The following is a 16,917-nucleotide window of genomic DNA, read 5'->3' as shown; positions in this document are numbered from 1 at the left end:
CTCCCACTAGCTAGGATATTACTATCGGGACTGAAAGCAACTGAACGTACTGCGTTATGGTGTCCCTGCAAAGTTTTAAAACACTGACCACTATTAACATCCCATAGTTTTACCGTTTGATCGTCACTCCCACTAGCTAGGATATTACTATCGGGACTGAAAGCAACTGAACGTACTGCGTTATGGTGTCCCTGCAAAGTTTTGAAACACTGACCACTATTAACATCCCATAGTTTTACTGTCTGATCATAACTGCCACTGGCTATAGTATTATCATCTGGACTAAAGGCAACTGACCATACCCAATTGGTGTGTCCTTGTAAAATTTTGAAGCACTGACCACTATTAACATCCCACAGTTTTACGGTTCGGTCAGTACTTCCACTGATGAGAGTCTGCCCATCTGAACTAAAGGCGACTGACCATACCCAATAATTTGTATGTCCCGGCAAAGTTTTCAGGCATTGACCAGTGTTGACATCCCACAACTTAATTGTTCCATCTTCACTCCCACTCGCCAAGATTGTACCTTGAGGACTGAAAGCAACTGAACGTACTCCATTATTGTGTCCTTTAAAGGTAAGAACTTGTTGCCCATCTAAAACTTTCCACAAATGAATCTCACCAACAACATCACCCGTAGCTAAAAGTTTCCCATCTGGACTGATTACGACGGTTGAAATACTACCGAATATTTTAATAAAAACACACTTAGCCAACGCTGAGTAAGCAAAGTTTATATGGTGCAAATTTACATCCTGTAAATACGCTTGCCAAATGGTTAGATGAGAAAAATCATAGCAACTCAAATCCGTCTTCAGTTGAACAAGCAGATTCAGGATATTTCCTCCAGCATATCCTAGTTTTCTCGGGTTTCGCTCTCGCATCGTTGATAGAAATTGAGTCATATGATACTCAATATTTATGGCACTCCCAAATTCCGCGAACAGTTTATTCACAACTGGTTTTAGTATTAGGCGAACTTGAGTATCTCTCACATAATCGTTTGCCGTAGCCTTGATCAGAGCATGGCTGTTAAACAGTGCCATTTCCCAATTGATGATATCTTCGTAAACCTTTTCGATCAATCTGTCAGTCATATACTCCATAACTACTGGCTGTTGCGTAAAACCTGTTTCACTTTCTTCAAGTAACGATCGCCGTCCTAGAGAATCCAAAGCTTCTATTAGTTCTCGTAATGCTACTCGCCATACAATGTCCTCTTCTAAGTCAGTTAATAAAACTGGATCGCGGTTGATTGCTAACCAGTACATTACCTCCTTTTCCCAAGGTGACAAGCGACTAAACTGTTCTTCTAACAAATCGTAAATATCACCAAAAACCGCTGTCCCTGTTTCGATAAATAGAGAGATATTACCGTTAAATAATCTTTTAATAGTTGCAGGAGCTATCTGCAATGCCAAGGGATTACCTTGATAAAACTCAATTAGTCTTCTAAGTTCTTCATTTGAACCAGATAAACCTTTTTCTTTAAGTATTTCCTGAGCTTCTTCTTTCAAACCAGTTAGCTGTAGTGACCGAACTGGTCGTGTTTTTCCTTCTAGTCGGTCAATTTCTCTGGGCTTCTCTCGGCTAGTTAACACCAAACAGCTACGTGATGGAGTCTCTCCCACACACTGAAATAGGTCAGCATAATTTTCATAACCTTCTCGATAGTACCCAGCCCGATTGCCTCCGCGTAAAATCGCTTCAGCATTATCTAATACCAGCAGACACCGATGCTGGCAACAATAATCAATCAATAGCGATATTCTGCCCTCTATGGCTTCGGGTAAATTAATTTCCCGCTGATCGGATAAAAATATGATTAGATCCGCCAGAATTTCTTTGATGGGTGGCGCGTTACGAAGGCTTCGCCAGATAATGTAATCAAACTCATCCTGAATTTGTTGTGCAAGGTTTACAGACAGAGCCGTTTTACCAATTCCTCCCATACCCAATAGTGCCACCAAATGACAACTGTCTTGTAAAATCCATTGCTTTAGCGTAGTTAACTCGTCAGTACGTCCAAAGAAAACAGGTACAATCGCCTCTCCCCAATCTTGGCGCTTTTTGACGGCGACTGGCATTTCGCACTCATCGCCGATTAGTTCAGGCAAGGATGTACGAATTAGATCGATTAGCCGATGTAGTTTACGTTCGTCATCTCCCCAAATATGAAACTTTTTGTAAAGCTGCCTTAAGTTCTGGTTCAGAGCGTCCTCGCTCATCTCCAAGTCAACCTGGATTTTAGGGCGGCTGTGACCTGCTAGAAGTCTTTCAAGAACAGCTTTACACTTCCGCGATCGTCGCAGACTATCGAAGGTAGCTTTAACTTGCTTTTTATCCATACTTGGTATTTCTCAGGAAACTGAGAATTCTTTTACTACCAATATATGAGATAACCTTTCGATAGTTTGGCTCTATACAGACAAGCTATTGAGGAGCCAATGACTATGAATCCTTGGAAATATACAGAGAACTGCATCAACGAGATAGTTAGGCAACTTTTGGAATTAGCTCCTGACATATCACGTATAGCTCCTTGCACTAAGGCAGTTACCATACCTCTGCAAGTTTACCGTAAAGGTTTTAGCTTTGAGCCTTTAGGAGAAGCTAGTTGCAAGCCTTGCTACGTAAACAAAATCTTAATTTTGAATTCAGAGGCTCACCAGAAATTTGCTGACACGGTTCCCTCCGACTCTTTAGTTGATGCACTGGCGTTGTTCGGTTTACATGAAGCATCCCACGTTTACCAAGGATTCAAGGAATATGCCGATGTTGGCAGAATGAAGGTTATTACTGGGTCAGAGTTGATGGGACAGTATGACCTGACCAGTGATTTCCTTGCAGCCCACACTCTTAGCTTGCTCTATACCTTGCAAAAAGAAGGAGTTTACAACGAGGAAGCTTATATAGGGAACTTCTACAAACTATGGTGTGAGATGGGGAAAAACTTGCAAAATATTTTTCCAGCAGGTAACAAGCCAGCAAAACAGCAGCGAGTTTTTGGCTCTCTGTTGATGGCAAATCTTACTGAAGTTGCCTATCTGCGAGGTCATCCTCTGGCCTTCAACTCCGCCCTGTGGCCCAAGTGGTCAGACTCCCTAGACCAGTTGATGATCTTTGGCAAGAACAATAATATTTGGCTGCTTCCTACTTCTGTAGACCCACTGCTGATGAAGCAAATTCTCAGTGCTATCTCCACAGGCAATCACAGTGATGCCCTCTTTCTGATTCGGGAAGTATTAAGGTGCTTACCCAAAATTTAAGGTGAACTACTCGCGATAGCCCCACAATCTTCTTACCTTGTAGGCTGTGGGGCCATCGCTTTCTTATTTTAACTCCTTTCTGTTGACCTAATGTTACTACGAAGCTTATACGCAATACTATTATTTAATTACGTACTTTTATAAAAATTATTTGATAAATATAAATTACGAAACTTACTTCTAGACATATAAACTGCTTCCTTGACTGTCCATTGCTTATGCAAAAGCAAATCAGCAACATTTCCCAACTGAACTAAACCTCTATAATCACCGGTGATTTGAAAAATAACTCTAGCAATAACTTTACAACAAGCATCAGGATATTTGACAACTTGCAATTCAGAAAACCGAATTACTACCCAATTTTTCTCTAAGAAGAACTGATTGCGCCGACTATCTTTACCCCTATCCACGCAATGATGAGGCTTTCCCGTTCGCCCATCATAAGGTTCATCAATCTCAATATCTATAGCTAAACCTGTTAATTGATGAACTAGAATAAAGTCGGCAGTATAACACAAAGATGTACCAGGTATAGGAAACTCACCCCCCATACAGAAGTCATAAAACCCAGAAAAATAACGGCATAAGTAAACAAAAAACTGCTTTTCACTGACCCCTTGCTGTACTCCTCCCTTACCCTGACCTGCTGGCGGTTGAACAATTTTTTTCAATAACCTCAAAAGCCGCTTATATCGCTCCTGTAATAAAGAATTATATTGCTCAATTTCCTTACCTTTTAACTGCAAATGACGCCATTGATAACTTTCATATTTAACTAATTGTTGTTGATACTCAGCCAGTCGTTGCTTGTAGCGATCGCGCACTTGAAAATCAACAAACCGCAGATAAGAGAAAGCCGCTACTGCACTAACTGACGCACATACCAGCGATGACCCGAAAGCCATAAGACTCATCCCAAACAGCCAGTTAACCAACATTACTACCGCAACACTGGCTATCCAAAGTTGAATTACTAGGGAGTAACGGAAATTAGTTAAAACTGGCGGTCGCGGTGTCAAAGGCAGCTTTATTGTAGGAGTAGCACTTTCTTCCAAAACTGGTATCGGGTTATCCGCGCAGAACTGACGAATTGAATCAGGGATAAGAATAACTGGATAAAAGCCTCTTATTTGGCTCATAATTATGCTTTTTGTAGACGATGTATAAGCTCAAATTATGCGTATTTTCAACCTTTAACTTACTAAATATGCGCGTCGTATCCCATCATTCCCAGGAATTATACACACCTATACCTAATTTCCGATGTCATCGACTTATACATGGGCTAACGCCCAGATATTGGGGTGAAAATAATAATTTGGTACGCCACTACTTATGCCTACAAATCAGCCCAATAATACACAAAAAATTGCCACAGACCGTCTCAAATCGACGCGGGACAAACTGACTAGAAAAATCAAATTGGCATTGAAGACTGCAACACCAGAAGAAACTCTGGAAGTGTGGATGCTAATGAAACAGCAGGAACTCAAGAGAACGACTCCTGGGTTATCGGAACAACAGATGGAAAGCGTAGTAAAGTCGCTAATCCTAGAACTAGGCTATGACATCATCGCTACCTCCACTACCTTACCTGCTGCATCGCCAGAACCAGAAGTCCAGACAGATGAAAGCGAAGTGGATGACGCGGATGAGGATAACGATGCTAATTTCACTAATGACGATATTGAAGACGATGAAGATGACCTTTCAGAAGAATTACCCGACATATTTGAAGAAAAAATTCCCTCTCGCAAGCAGCGAGTTCCTGCCTTGAAAAAGGTTGAAACTTTAAGGGGTTCTAACCGAAATGGCAGGCATTCTTAAACCCCTAAACTTGAGACTAGGTTTTACACAAATATGTCCCTGCCAAAATGTGAAGCTGATCTCCTCATTTCCTACACTAATGCTCATTTAGTTGGAGTAGTGGATTTCAAACCTGACTCCCTAGAAGTAATACCAGAGATGCAAAATAAGGAAGTAGGCGATGAAGAAATTGAACCAGATGAACTCACGCCAGGAACCCTAGCCATACTCGCTCGAATTGAAACTTTTGATGAATATTTTCATTGTTGTGGAAGGTGGTAACTAATGTATTTAGCTAAAGATTCGTTAGCCAGATATTCAATACAAGCAGTAGAACTCTGGAATCAATTAGAAACTGCTGAAACTCCCGAAGAAGAAGAGGCTATCCTCAAAGAAATTTGGGAAATTCAGACAGACCACGAAATTGCTGCTGACACGCAAGCCGAACTAGCAGACCAACTAGATGCTGAAATTTGTGCCGTAAAAGCACGCTTAAAACACTTAGTAGAACTGCATAATAAGGCAATTGAACGACTGGAACGGTGGCGCAACAGTCTAGATAAAACCCTGCTACAATTTCACTCAATGGGAGTAATTCCTACAGAGATTGTGGGGCGCTCGCGTCACATCCGACTCAAGGAAAATCCGCCGAGTTGCGAAGTGTTAATAAATCCTTGTGATTTGCCAACAGAGTACCGCACAGAAAAGCTAGTTGTTACACCCAACAAACGCAAAATCCTAGCTGACTGGAAACAAGGCATTCCCGTTGATGGCACTCGAATTGAGCGTAAACTCAGAGTTGAATACGGAATCGTGCCATCAAATCTGACCGCTGCCACTGAAGTAATTTCTAATCGTGCATTAAACTCTCAGGAAACTCATTCTACCACACAGAAGACTGGGCGTAAAGAAAAAGCGCTTCCTAAAAACACTGATACTTCTAATAAGAAGGTGAAAGCAAGAGTCGGCTAGCAGAAGGTTTTCAGACAAAAGATTGGGGAGATTTCACTAACCGCAGATAGCTATTATATGCTATCTGCTAACCTTTTTTTGAATTAATCTAGTATAACTATTTCCATGAAAAGACACAATAACCACTCGTTTGACATTTCAACATTTGATAGAATTACTTACCGAGTTTATCGAGGTAAACTTATCATGTTGATTCAGGAAGGAGACAATCACCTTGATATATCTTTTCCCATAAAAGATGGGCGATTATTCGTAATCCTTGGTTCTATGCGAGCCGCTGTCGCTGAAGCAATGACCGATTACTTGGAAATAGAAGCCTACGCCGATGAACCCCTTTTACTACTAAGTGGAGGTTTGAACAAAAATGATTTTAATTAACACCAGTTAGGGGGGCTATCGCCCAGATACACTATGATAAGCTATTAAATAACACCGCTCAAATGAAATGGTTAACACCAAAGAATGTAGTCGTTGCTGCCAGTTTATCGGTAACGAGCGAAGAGTTAATTGAGTATACAATTCAATCTGAAGATGAAGAAACCATAGAGGAGAGATTTCAAAAAGTTGGGCTGCTATTTGACCGAACTCGCTGGCAAGCTCAAAAACCTTATCTAGCTCTACTTTCGCCAGCTAAAGTTAAAAAATCAGTCGCTACTGAATCATCAACCTCTGCGAACGATTTAGACTTCATAGATGATAAAAAATGGGCAGAGGAAGATGAAGAAAATACTCTCTCTGAAACCGAAGAATCCAGCAATTTACAATCCGAACCTCAAGAAGAACCTTATATCTTCGATAAATGTATCGTCGAACTGCACCTAACATTTAAACCAGATGATGGTCATTCAGAGGGACGGATTGTAATCATTTCAGCAAGCAGTCACGGCGATTTTCCTGTTAGCCAAACGATAAGGGAGTCATCCTTGGGAGAATTACCGCCTCCTCTAAAAGAACTGCTGAAGGAACTTGTAGCAGATTTTCCCAATCGCCAAGTGCGGCGACAGATTGCTAATGCTCACAACCAAAAGAAAAGAACCACTAGCCCAAATAAACCCAGAGGCGAAGCAAATAGCACCACCGCGTCCGCAACTTCTACTCAGTCTAAAACTACTGGAACGCAACTGACCTTATTTGGGATTTGAACAATATACCTACTTTTGAGAGAACAAAATGACTTCAAAAAAGAAAGTGCTAATTTCCTTTGAGGGACAACAACATCCTGTTGATGAAGACATAGCAGCTGATGATAATGAACTGCGTAAACTGCTAACAACTTATTACCCAGATTGCGCCAACGCCGACATTATTAGAAAGCCCGGAGAACTGATTACAGTAGCTAAACGCAACGGCTCTAAAGGAGTAAAATAACCATGAAGATGACTCCTTTAGAATCCCTCATCAATGCACCAGAAGAAGTTAATCCTGCACTATCTATGTGTCGGAAATTACAACGGTTAGAGCTTTCTGGAGAACTCGATAGCGCGACTATGAAAGAAATGGCGAACGCTATTGAGTTAGCTATTTCTAAAGGGACAGACGATGTAAAAGCAGTTGAGCGAACTAAGGAACGATTGTTAAATAGTCGCTCTGTAGCTGGTGCAGTTCCAATGGGGTTTTAATATGGCTGCAATTTGGAATGCTAAATCCGCTCTGCAAATATTACAGCAGTGCCAACCAATCACCGATTTTAAATCAGCAACCGATTATTTGTGGACTAAGCTTAACACTTATCAGCTACTTACTCTTTACCAGGAATTGTTTCCTTTGGAATGGGAAAAAAGCCAATCCGAACTCGACTCGGAAGATGAAAGTCACAGTCCGAAGGAGTTGGAGTTTATTTCGCTAGTTAGCGAACATCTGTTTCCCATTGACGACATAATTATAGAGGGTGCTTATGAAGAGCGCCTCTATCAAATTCCTGTCTCGCCCAAAGGAGTAGATTGGCAAGACCATGAAGAAGGAATTGACGCATTGCGAAGCGGATGGCAGATATTACTGCCGCTTTCGCAGTCAGGTAGATGGTGGTTGGAATCGGTAGCAGGTGAGGAAGGGGAATCGTGGTACGAATGCACGTTTGGATACAGCTTGAAAGACATTGCAAATCCCGAAAAAACTAACTTCAAACTTCTTAAAAGATTAGCCCGTCGTGTTGCACCTCCTATCAGCGATTTGCCGACAGCATTAGCACTCCTTGACTTGGAAACAGGAAATATTTGGCTAGACCAAAGTGTTTGCTGTGAAAGTTACTGGAATCGCAATTTTGAATCAAGACCCTGGACAATTGAAGACATTAAATTCCTAGCTAGTGAATGGAGAAAAGCCACTCAGCTATTAGATAAAGCCTGCGAATTGATTGACTGGATTGAATCTGACCCTAACACCAATTTTTCGCACATCTTAGCATTATGGAATCTGACATTGCATCTGAAATAATTCGAGAGGTACTAGAGGTTGCCCCGCGAAAGTTGTCCGCTATTCAAGCCGAACTTCTCTTTATTGAGGGCGGTACTTACATTTTTCACTATCAATCGGGGGATAGTTCCAAGTACAAATGTCTGTCTCCAGCAACTCTGCGAGCAGCTTTTGCAAATACACCGATTGATTCGGGTTGGATAAACCCTGAATCGGGGATAGTACGTTGGGGAACTGGCAGCGCCGGGGAATGGACAATCAAATTTGTACCACCTCAGAAACACGAAATAAATCTATTGGAATCAAAGCACTTGGTTCCTTTACCAGCAATGGTGTTTTTGGGATTGAAATCTGATTACTGGATTTGGGCAATTAAAGGCTCGAAATTTAACCCAGAAGCAGAAGCTTTCCACGTTCCGCTGCCCAACGTTTATTTGCACTCATACCAATCTTGCGGACGCATCTGCTGGGGAGATAATAAACCGCCTGTAGCTGCGCCCAATACGATTACAAAAGCTTGGGAAATGTTCATCTCTAGTCCTTTCAACGGACATTTGAGTGATGGCAAATCTAGGGCACAACCCAGTGATGTACGCGGACAACTCGAAAAAGCGGTTAAACGTTCATCTTACCCTGTTAAAGATTTAATTGCTACCAAGCAAATAATTGCCAAATTAGTTGCAGCAATAACTGATGATTGAACCACCAAACCCTAATCCCTACCAGCTCGAACTGGTTGATTATAAGATTGTCAAACTCGGAGAAAATCTGCCGCCTCACTCTAGCAGTATGTTCGAGTACCTGATTGGCAGCAATGGTATTTTTGCTAGAGCAGTTAGACCGGGTTTAGAAGTGATAATTCCGGTTCAACTTTTTACCGCGTCACTCAGAGGATTAGAACCGATTGAGCCTTTAGTCCGATTAACTCCCGGACGAATCCCTCAGCAGATACTCATCCAGATGTGGAAGGAAAGTTGTATCGCCGCGCTTGCAGAACCGCCGTTAGAAATCACTTTTCATATTCATCAGGAACAAGGACAATGGCGGATGGTAATTCCAGAGCAAACGCAAAGTTCTGCTAAATGCAAAGCGATTGAATACGGTTTAGATTCTTCGTACATTAACGCCACTGTAGAGGTACATTCGCACAATCGGATGGCGGCTTTATTCTCTGGTGCTGATGATGCAGATGAAGGGGGTTTCCGCATTTTTGCAGTTTTGGGGAAAGTAACTGAATCGAGTGCTGAAATTATTTGCCGCGTGGGAGTTTATCGGCAATTCTGGCACATTCCTGCTGACTGGATATTTGAATTGCCTAGTTTCATTGTAGATGTCACAGTGGGCGGACAAAAAAACGATTTGATTTCTAAATTCTACTCTAGTTCTATTGCGCCATCTTTGTTAGATGACCCCATCGAATTGTAAACAACATTTGGAGATTTACCCCATGTTTAATTATGATTATTTGTCAGCTTCGCCTCTGATTGTCAGACAAGCTGATTCGATTGATATTTGGCTTATTGGGGCGGGAGGAACTGGTTCCTGGCTGTCGTATCACATTGCACGGCTGGCACGGAGTTTGGGTAAGTTGGGGAAGAAGGTGCAGTTTGCGATCGCAGATCCCGATCGAGTTGAAGAAGCCAACATCAGCAGGCAAGCTTTCTGCGATCAGGAAATCGGACTGCCCAAGGCGCAGGCTCTAGCGTTGCGATACTCTATCGCTTGGGGGGTGGACGCGACGGCTTTCGTGCAGGAATTTGACCCCAAGCTAATCCGCTACGCCTACGACAAACTGACCATCCTGGTGGGGTGCGTGGACACGGCAGCCGGCAGAGCGGCAATTAATCAGGCTCTGGAGTTAAACCAATTTTACAGCCGTTCTGAAATTCCCCGCGTGTGGTATCTGGATTGCGGAAATCATGCAGCAGCCGGACAAATTTTGCTGGGCAGTTCTTTGGAAACTGACCCGGAGTTCTATAATTTTGGGGGGCTGGGATGTGCTAGGCTGCCATCTCCGGTGCTCCTGGCTCCTGACCTTTTGAAACCGAAACCTGAAGAGTTGACAAATAACCTATCTTGTGCTGAGATGGCGGTGCTGAACTTGCAGAGCGAGAGCGTGAATGTTCGGGTGGCGGCTGAGGCGGCGGATTATCTGTATCGGATGGCTGCGGGGAGTCTCAAACGGTTTGCGACTTATTTTGATTTGGAGAGTGGGACGGCGAGGTCGATTTATATTACGCAGCAGTCTGTGTGCGCGGTGGTAAAAGCGATCGCAAGTGAAGCAATAATACCATGCTAACCTTACTCCAAAAGATATTTTTGATGCCTCAAATTGTCCAATCTTCGATTGCCAACCCTGCCACTTTCCCGAAATCTCGATGATTGCGAGTTAACAGAATCAATTTACGGGACAGTGCAATTGCGGCAATTCTTGCATCCATCTTTGCCAGTTGAAGCCGTCGTGACTTTAATTGTTCAAATGTTGTAGCTGCACCCGCATCAAATGAGACGAGGGGCAATACTTTAAAGTCACTAACCAGTCGCGCCATCATCTCATATCCTTTCACTATGTCATTGAGGGTGCGATCGCGATTAATATAGGCGTGACAGCCAAGCATTTGTTCGTGAAAGGTGACAATTGATACAGCACCCAAATTCTTTTTCTGTGTTTAGTTTGCCATCGAACGACACAGAAACCGAGTTTCTTTATCAAAAATTTGTTTCGTCAGATGGATGTACTAGGGAATCTGCTATTTGATCTGCTAGCTTTCTTGCGCCTACTGCGTCAATTTCCTGTAATTGCCCCAACAAAGTTTGCAGACCACTAAGTCGAATTTGTCTATCTATTATCCAACTGCGATCTGAATCCCAGAGTTCAGCAAAAACTTGAACTAAAAGTTCACTTTCGTCATTTCTACTACTGGGTAAGAGTTCCTGATTTTGGATGAGCATTTTGAAAAGTAAACGGCGGAAATATCTATAATTCGTTGATTTGCCAACACGGTACAATTTTCTTCTCAACCACCAATCAGGAAGTAAGACTTCTTGAAAACGCTCTAAAAACTCCATCAGCCATTGATCTGCTTGAGTTTCATACTTAAGATTATCCTGAGACACTTGCCCCAGCAGGTCAATCAATTTTTCCCAAATATCCCTGACGCTACCGAAGAATCGCAGATTTGACTCCGGCTGATTTCTAAGGTCAAAAAGATATTCTCCAAATGTACAGGCTGTGTAATTTCTAAATGAGTAGTCAATTATGTCCGAAGAATTGCTCTCAACAATACAGTAACTCAAACTATCTACAACATGACCTAAAACAATGCAATCTACAAGGTCAACATTTTTGAGAACCTGGAGAATTAGATTAATTCGTGTAGCAACTTCGCTAGAAGTTGATTTTACTATCGTATCTATTATTTGAGATTGAGCTGAAGAAAGTTGTGTTTCTACAGAATCATCTCCATCCTCTTCTTGCTCTGCTTTGTTATCTACATACACTGTTGCCCTTTCGTGCAACAAAGCAAAAAGCACTTGCTCGCGTAATAAACTGATTAAATCCAGCTCTATATCGCTATCTGGCTTTGCTTCTAGCACCGGAATCAAGGCTGCTGCTAAAAAATCCCAATCCAAGTAATTGTGTAACCAGCGAGGTTGTTGTTGCAGAGGTTGGAGCAGCATTTCTGGAATCCATTGAGAAGCATCAATTATAGAAATTACTGGATTGTTTTTCTCCTCAAACTCATTTTGAAAACTAGACCATGCCTCTTCAATTTGAGGATCTTCTCCTTTGCTTATTTCTTCATCAATAAATTCCGGACGCGGAACTAGATAAGACCCATCTGGGTTAGCAAAATTTTGGATAACCTTAGCATAGGATATTGCATGAGTCACGGAAATGAGGCGGGCTATTCGGGGTACAATATTGATGAGTTCTTGGGTGAGAGGGTGAACAAGCCCATATTCTCTTATCCATGAACTCATAAAAGCAGATGTATTGCAATTGCGGACACCAATAAAGCAACGGAAAGCAGATGCTCGAAGTAAGGTTTCAGATTTGCATCTTCGCAGTAATTTAGGGGCTGCATGAGCGAGAAAAGCTTCAGCATCCATATTATAATTCTGACAACGACTGCCGTCATCTAAACTTATCGGTAGATTAGAAAAATCACTAGCATAATCAGTGATGTAGTTCTCCAGCTCTGGGTTGAGATTATCAATAGGAAACTCTAGAATAACAGCAATGGTTGCCCAAATTGTATCGATAAAAGCTTTCTTTCCCAAGCATTCTTGTAGAGAAAAAAGCTGTTTTTCACTGGTCAGAAGAGTAACAAACTCCCTATGTAGTTCCGGTGTCTTTTGCAACTCACCATCTACAATTTTTCGGCACATCATTACGATTTGGAAATGCTGAAGATTCCAAATTGCAGATTCGGTTTGACCATCAACTTCAGGATCTTCAGGTAGAGTACCGACGAAGCCAAAGCTTCTAGTTCCATGTTCATCCTTTTCCGACAGCCAGTTGTTGCCATCAAACCAAGCTCGGATTTTTAATGCACGATAGCGACTGACCGCTGGAATAAAATTAAGTTGGTGATTATCCCAGTCTGCCAAAATCTGAGATGTTGCATCAAAAGGAATGTCTCCCTCTAGCCACATTCGGAGTGCTATCTCTAAAAGGGGAATTTTTCTGTGAGATAACTGATGAAATTCAGCTAACTCTTGATATTGTTCCTTTGACAGTCGGTTCCATGCCTTCAAAAAATCGAAGGCAAAATCTTGTCCTCGATCAATCTCTTCAAAATCTAACCAGATTAAAAGTTGTAGTGATGACAATAGAGGTAGTAGGGAACCTTTCAAAAGATTGGGAGCGCATTTAGCCAGCGAAATGAGTACCCCAAGTATTGCAACAGTGTCAGCACGCTCAAAGATAATTGATATAGAACGTTCGAGTGCTGCTTTAGTCGGACGACTGTAGAGCCATCCCTCCAGCGTCATTAAGAAACAAGCGACAATATTTGGAGACCAAGGATACTTGCGATGCCAATATAGTGCATGACGACCACCTTTAAAATATTTTCTACTATCGCCAACAAGTAAAGTTACACCATCAATATCAGTTTTTGGCATACCCTCCAGTTTGTTTTTTACCCAGCGATGCTCATGCCAGTAATCTGTGGCTACCTTACAAAGGGTTGCAATAACATCAATGGCAAGAACTTCATTAATTTGTAAGAGAGACAGGAGCGGAATAAACTTGAATGTACAGACATCAATCTCGTCCGCTCCTTTTGTTCCAAGATAATTGGTTAACCTATTAGAGTTATTATCGAATTCATAACGATAACCTGGCGGTGAAATAGTCAGAGCTAAAAGTAATTCAGCACCAAGTTGTGGATTGATACGAACTACACAATTGAGATATATACCTCCTTGCTTAAGCATGAACTTGCGAAAGTTCTTATTAACTTTTCCTGATGGCCCTTTTGGATGTGGAGGCTCAAGCACACCTACACCATCTCTAGTGAAAGAAAAAGAGGTTTCAGTTGGTTCTAATCTATTTGCTGCTGTAATCTCTCGTCCTGCTAAAACTCTCAAAAACCAGGCTGAACGTTCTGGAATAATCTTGAGCGCAAACACTATACAGGCAAAAGCATTTGATGAAAAATTACCTAAATAGTATTGCTTTTTATGGACAGGGAAGGGTAACGCTCCTTTCTGTCTTAGCTCGATTATCTGGTTTAGGTCTTCCCAACTGTCTACTCGCGCTTCTGGTTCAGGAGCGGGTGGATCGGGATCGGGCAGCAATATTCTTTGGAGCAAGTTAAGAACAAACTCTGCAACCTCAACCCGTAAGGAAAAATTTTCTGCAAATATTCCCCAGTTCAGCCAAGCCTCAGCCGCTCTGAAAACTAAACAAGATTCCTCGATTACAGTCTCTGGATTTTGAGATAAGAGCCATCGCCACACAGGTTCCCACAAATGCGCTTTTGGAATTCCCGTTATCTGCTCCTGTATGACCAGCCTTGTGCCCGCAGACGTAGATTCAGAGATTCCTGCAAGGGCTGGATTTGGAAAAGTTGCGATCGCTAGAAGACGAGAGATGAGACGCTCGATGAAAAAAGGAAGGTGTTCGCCAGAACAACTCTGAAGGACGTAGCCTCCCTTTCTACTCAAAATTGCGCCATCGAGAAGTAAGTCAATAAGTTGTAAATGATTACCTTCCTTTGCCTCTTGAAGCAATTCCTGCCATATTTCAGTCTCTTCTGACTCCATCGCAAGATACAAAGCAAACCAGCGCACTGGCTGAGACCAAAGAGGATTTCTCAGCTTCGTTGCAAGCTCACTGACATCTAGTTCGCGACGTTTCCCCAGAAGGTAGCGAAACCTTGCACAATCTCCTACAAAACGGTGTGTGACAGCTACTTTTTCTTCTACAACTCGAAGACAGTCTCGTCGCACCAGGGTATATAGGATTTTGGATTCAATCCCAGAGTCATAAAGAGATAGATCGGGAGTAAATTTATCGGCTAATGAAATGGCTGTTTTAATTAAGACACGACTTTCTTCACTGGCTTCATGGCTATCCCCCACATGAGAGCGCCAAAACCAAGCGAGTAGGTCTAAGTCATTTTTGAAGGATGAAACATTGATATTATCCCGTTGAACGCTACTAATCAGCCAGTCAAGAAGCTTAAGGTTTAAAGCAGGGCCAAACTCATCAGCGCGTTGAACAAGGCTTGCAACATCGCCTGGTAAAGCATTGGATAACTGAAGATCGTTTATAGGTAATTGTGGAAGCTTAACAACATTTATAGAAACTTCTGCGCCAAGTCGGGCAACAATTTTGTCGCGAACTCTGGATTCAGCATCTGTATGTGCCACGAGTACAAAGCGCACATCCGTTGATGTTTCGTTAGCTAGAGCATTTTGAAGGAGGTTAAGTACACAATCAAAGCTTTGATCATCGGCATCACTCAGGTCATCTATGATGATGATGGGTTTCTCAATTACCTGAGCTGTTAAGAGTTCATCAATACGTCTCGTATGTGGGCTAGATGTAGAGTCTGGGGTTTCTGTGAAGGAAATAATGTCAGATGGATGGAGAAACAAGCGCGTATAATCTTGAAAGCTTGTTTGCATACCCAGCTTGCAAAGCGCTGATTTTCCAGATGCCGATGAACCGATGATAAGGGTGATCCGCTTCGTGAGTACAGATGCTTGTAGCTGTGAGAGTAAATCTGTCCTGGGTAGAGATAGACTGCCACCCAGTGTATGTCGAACAGCACGAAGTCGATAGTGGGATAGGCTGAATAATCTTGCCTGTGTTGCTCGGAACGCTTCCAAGCTTTTATCATTTATGAGTTCCCGCCATATAAGAGCGCTTATACGCTCAGGAGATAAGCCTGAACCAAGTTGAAGAAGATAGCCTAACCATCGTCCTATAGTTGTTTCTGTATCCTCATCCCGTGAAAGATTTTCTAACTCTGTCGTTAAGTCGGTTCTTGGGTCAGCAACAAACTCATAGCTGACACAAGTTTTGAATGTATCAAGCCTTTCTGCTTGATCTCTTTGTAATATAGGGTTCCATTCTTTAATAACTTTATTAGGATTCCTATTATCCTCAAACTTTCCAGAGATTTTGAACCGTAAGTGTTCTACCAATCCAGGTGTATGCTTAGAGGCAAGATTGAAAATTTCCCAAAGTTCTTCAAGCGCTTTACCAATCGCCTTGCCTGAAAGAGTTCGTTTGACTTGTGTGAGGGTAACAACTTTACCTGATTCAGTAATGTCTGAAATGGCTTCAGTAAGAACTCTATGAGCTGTATTCGGGTCTTGGCGCTCCGCTTCAGAAGCTTCTTTCCATTGACGAACAATTTTCAGCAGTGTCAACATAAATTGGTGATCGAATCCGCTCAAAGCCAGTAAACCACCCTCTGCTTGTTTAGGATAAAATTCCTGCCAAGCACTCCTTAACTCATCTAACTGAGAGAGCAGGCTGAGTTCGGAGGCTGTTACATTCGGGCTTGTTGTTTCGCTATTGACCATGCCTAATCCTAACTTTTCCTATAAGAGTTTGTTGCCCCTTTGGACTTAAAGGGCGGCTATCGCCGCCCCGTAGAAAAAATCCCTAACTTAAATCCTATCTATATAAGTAGGGTCAGCCTGAATTCGCTCATCAAAATCCATATTCTCCCATTCTGCGATCGCTCTCCCCGGTCTGTCCATCAAATCAACAGGAGCGCTACTGGGACGCACGAATGGGTATTTATCCTCATCTTCAGGAGCGATCGCCAATTCCACCAGCTCAGTATCCTCATCTTCAAACAGAGCCGGATTAACAATTGCATCAACCTTTAGTTCCATTTCAATCACCTCAAAAACACTTCCAACGGTCAACACTTGACCGAGTTTCAACCTGTTAAGGCTTAGATAGACTTTTCTTACCTGC

Annotated in this window: 17 protein-coding genes; 12 read left to right on the top strand and 5 right to left on the bottom strand. The window is 42.3% G+C overall.

Annotated features, from left to right (window positions below; all coding sequences use genetic code 11):
- On the bottom strand, positions 1-2,231 hold a 2,231-nt coding region (locus QUA07_RS05610; RefSeq protein WP_333323274.1), incomplete at its 3' end, for a WD40 domain-containing protein.
- Positions 2,232-2,450: 219 nt separating this feature from the next.
- Between QUA07_RS05610 and QUA07_RS05605 the strand changes: the two genes are divergently transcribed.
- Positions 2,451-3,272 carry a hypothetical protein gene (locus tag QUA07_RS05605; RefSeq protein WP_333323272.1) on the top strand — a complete coding sequence of 274 codons (822 nt, stop codon included), beginning with the start codon at positions 2,451-2,453 and terminating at the stop codon, positions 3,270-3,272.
- 128 nt (positions 3,273-3,400) lie between these two features.
- On the opposite strand, the gene QUA07_RS05600 is transcribed toward QUA07_RS05605, so the two are convergent.
- Entirely contained in the window at positions 3,401-4,414 is a 1,014-nt protein-coding gene (locus QUA07_RS05600; RefSeq protein WP_333323270.1) for a hypothetical protein, read from the bottom strand.
- Between the two features lie 196 nt (positions 4,415-4,610).
- Here QUA07_RS05600 and QUA07_RS05595 point away from each other — a divergent pair, with 196 nt between their 5' ends.
- The 11 genes from QUA07_RS05595 (at position 4,611) to QUA07_RS05545 (ending at position 10,764) form a co-directional block, all read left to right on the top strand.
- Positions 4,611-5,102 carry a hypothetical protein gene (locus tag QUA07_RS05595; protein ID WP_333323268.1) on the top strand — a complete coding sequence of 164 codons (492 nt, stop codon included), beginning with the start codon at positions 4,611-4,613 and terminating at the stop codon, positions 5,100-5,102.
- A 33-nt stretch (positions 5,103-5,135) separates the two neighbouring features.
- Complete coding sequence (locus QUA07_RS05590; protein ID WP_333323267.1) at positions 5,136-5,363, top strand: hypothetical protein; 228 nt, start codon at positions 5,136-5,138, stop codon at positions 5,361-5,363.
- A 3-nt stretch (positions 5,364-5,366) separates the two neighbouring features.
- Positions 5,367-6,053, top strand: coding sequence for a siphovirus Gp157 family protein (locus QUA07_RS05585; protein WP_333150520.1), 687 nt, complete (start codon positions 5,367-5,369; stop codon positions 6,051-6,053).
- A gap of 186 nt (positions 6,054-6,239) precedes the next feature.
- A complete protein-coding gene (locus QUA07_RS05580) occupies positions 6,240-6,431 on the top strand; it encodes a hypothetical protein (protein ID WP_333048808.1) in 192 nt (63 codons plus the stop codon).
- Between the two features lie 62 nt (positions 6,432-6,493).
- On the top strand, positions 6,494-7,195 hold the full coding sequence (locus QUA07_RS05575; protein WP_333323265.1) for a hypothetical protein: 702 nt from the start codon (positions 6,494-6,496) through the stop codon (positions 7,193-7,195).
- 28 nt (positions 7,196-7,223) lie between these two features.
- The gene (locus tag QUA07_RS05570; protein WP_333294565.1) at positions 7,224-7,421 is read left to right on the top strand and encodes a hypothetical protein; all 198 of its coding nucleotides are present in this window, start codon (positions 7,224-7,226) and stop codon (positions 7,419-7,421) included.
- A gap of 2 nt (positions 7,422-7,423) precedes the next feature.
- Positions 7,424-7,672, top strand: coding sequence for a hypothetical protein (locus QUA07_RS05565; RefSeq protein ID WP_333294562.1), 249 nt, complete (start codon positions 7,424-7,426; stop codon positions 7,670-7,672).
- A gap of 1 nt (position 7,673) precedes the next feature.
- On the top strand, positions 7,674-8,486 hold the full coding sequence (locus QUA07_RS05560) for a hypothetical protein (RefSeq protein ID WP_333323263.1): 813 nt from the start codon (positions 7,674-7,676) through the stop codon (positions 8,484-8,486).
- Positions 8,459-9,166, top strand: a complete 708-nt coding sequence (locus QUA07_RS05555; RefSeq protein ID WP_333323261.1) for a hypothetical protein — start codon at positions 8,459-8,461, stop codon at positions 9,164-9,166. The genes QUA07_RS05560 and QUA07_RS05555 overlap by 28 nt, the downstream gene beginning before the upstream one ends.
- A complete protein-coding gene (locus QUA07_RS05550) occupies positions 9,159-9,890 on the top strand; it encodes a hypothetical protein (protein WP_333323260.1) in 732 nt (243 codons plus the stop codon). The genes QUA07_RS05555 and QUA07_RS05550 overlap by 8 nt, the downstream gene beginning before the upstream one ends.
- A gap of 22 nt (positions 9,891-9,912) precedes the next feature.
- Positions 9,913-10,764: a ThiF family adenylyltransferase gene (locus tag QUA07_RS05545; protein ID WP_333323258.1), complete on the top strand. Its 852-nt coding sequence runs from the start codon at positions 9,913-9,915 to the stop codon at positions 10,762-10,764.
- Positions 10,765-10,792: 28 nt separating this feature from the next.
- On the opposite strand, the gene QUA07_RS05540 is transcribed toward QUA07_RS05545, so the two are convergent.
- The 3 genes from QUA07_RS05540 to QUA07_RS05530 form a co-directional block, all read right to left on the bottom strand.
- The gene (locus QUA07_RS05540; RefSeq protein ID WP_333323257.1) at positions 10,793-11,119 is read right to left on the bottom strand and encodes a type II toxin-antitoxin system VapC family toxin; all 327 of its coding nucleotides are present in this window, start codon (positions 11,117-11,119) and stop codon (positions 10,793-10,795) included.
- A 55-nt stretch (positions 11,120-11,174) separates the two neighbouring features.
- The gene (locus tag QUA07_RS05535; RefSeq protein ID WP_333323255.1) at positions 11,175-16,514 is read right to left on the bottom strand and encodes a hypothetical protein; all 5,340 of its coding nucleotides are present in this window, start codon (positions 16,512-16,514) and stop codon (positions 11,175-11,177) included.
- An 87-nt stretch (positions 16,515-16,601) separates the two neighbouring features.
- Positions 16,602-16,832, bottom strand: coding sequence for a hypothetical protein (locus QUA07_RS05530; RefSeq protein WP_333323253.1), 231 nt, complete (start codon positions 16,830-16,832; stop codon positions 16,602-16,604).
- Between the last annotated feature and the right edge of the window lie 85 nt (positions 16,833-16,917).

The sequence above is a fragment of the Microcoleus sp. T3_A4 genome, assembly GCF_036700465.1.
GTDB lineage: Bacteria > Cyanobacteriota > Cyanobacteriia > Cyanobacteriales > Microcoleaceae > Microcoleus.
Note: the sequence above shows the minus strand (reverse complement) of the source record. Positions and strands in the feature narration are given on the sequence as shown.

What these genes read in the sequence shown, in the direction of transcription:
- QUA07_RS05605 (WP_333323272.1), top strand. Translation starts at nt 2,451, where the DNA reads ATGACTATGAATCCTTGGAAATATACAGAGAACTGCATCAACGAGATA.
- QUA07_RS05600 (WP_333323270.1), bottom strand. Translation starts at nt 4,414, where the DNA reads ATGAGCCAAATAAGAGGCTTTTATCCAGTTATTCTTATCCCTGATTCA.
- QUA07_RS05595 (WP_333323268.1), top strand. Translation starts at nt 4,611, where the DNA reads ATGCCTACAAATCAGCCCAATAATACACAAAAAATTGCCACAGACCGT.
- QUA07_RS05590 (WP_333323267.1), top strand. Translation starts at nt 5,136, where the DNA reads ATGTCCCTGCCAAAATGTGAAGCTGATCTCCTCATTTCCTACACTAAT.
- QUA07_RS05585 (WP_333150520.1), top strand. Translation starts at nt 5,367, where the DNA reads ATGTATTTAGCTAAAGATTCGTTAGCCAGATATTCAATACAAGCAGTA.
- QUA07_RS05580 (WP_333048808.1), top strand. Translation starts at nt 6,240, where the DNA reads ATGTTGATTCAGGAAGGAGACAATCACCTTGATATATCTTTTCCCATA.
- QUA07_RS05575 (WP_333323265.1), top strand. Translation starts at nt 6,494, where the DNA reads ATGAAATGGTTAACACCAAAGAATGTAGTCGTTGCTGCCAGTTTATCG.
- QUA07_RS05570 (WP_333294565.1), top strand. Translation starts at nt 7,224, where the DNA reads ATGACTTCAAAAAAGAAAGTGCTAATTTCCTTTGAGGGACAACAACAT.
- QUA07_RS05565 (WP_333294562.1), top strand. Translation starts at nt 7,424, where the DNA reads ATGAAGATGACTCCTTTAGAATCCCTCATCAATGCACCAGAAGAAGTT.
- QUA07_RS05560 (WP_333323263.1), top strand. Translation starts at nt 7,674, where the DNA reads ATGGCTGCAATTTGGAATGCTAAATCCGCTCTGCAAATATTACAGCAG.
- QUA07_RS05555 (WP_333323261.1), top strand. Translation starts at nt 8,459, where the DNA reads ATGGAATCTGACATTGCATCTGAAATAATTCGAGAGGTACTAGAGGTT.
- QUA07_RS05550 (WP_333323260.1), top strand. Translation starts at nt 9,159, where the DNA reads ATGATTGAACCACCAAACCCTAATCCCTACCAGCTCGAACTGGTTGAT.
- QUA07_RS05545 (WP_333323258.1), top strand. Translation starts at nt 9,913, where the DNA reads ATGTTTAATTATGATTATTTGTCAGCTTCGCCTCTGATTGTCAGACAA.
- QUA07_RS05535 (WP_333323255.1), bottom strand. Translation starts at nt 16,514, where the DNA reads ATGGTCAATAGCGAAACAACAAGCCCGAATGTAACAGCCTCCGAACTC.
- QUA07_RS05530 (WP_333323253.1), bottom strand. Translation starts at nt 16,832, where the DNA reads ATGGAACTAAAGGTTGATGCAATTGTTAATCCGGCTCTGTTTGAAGAT.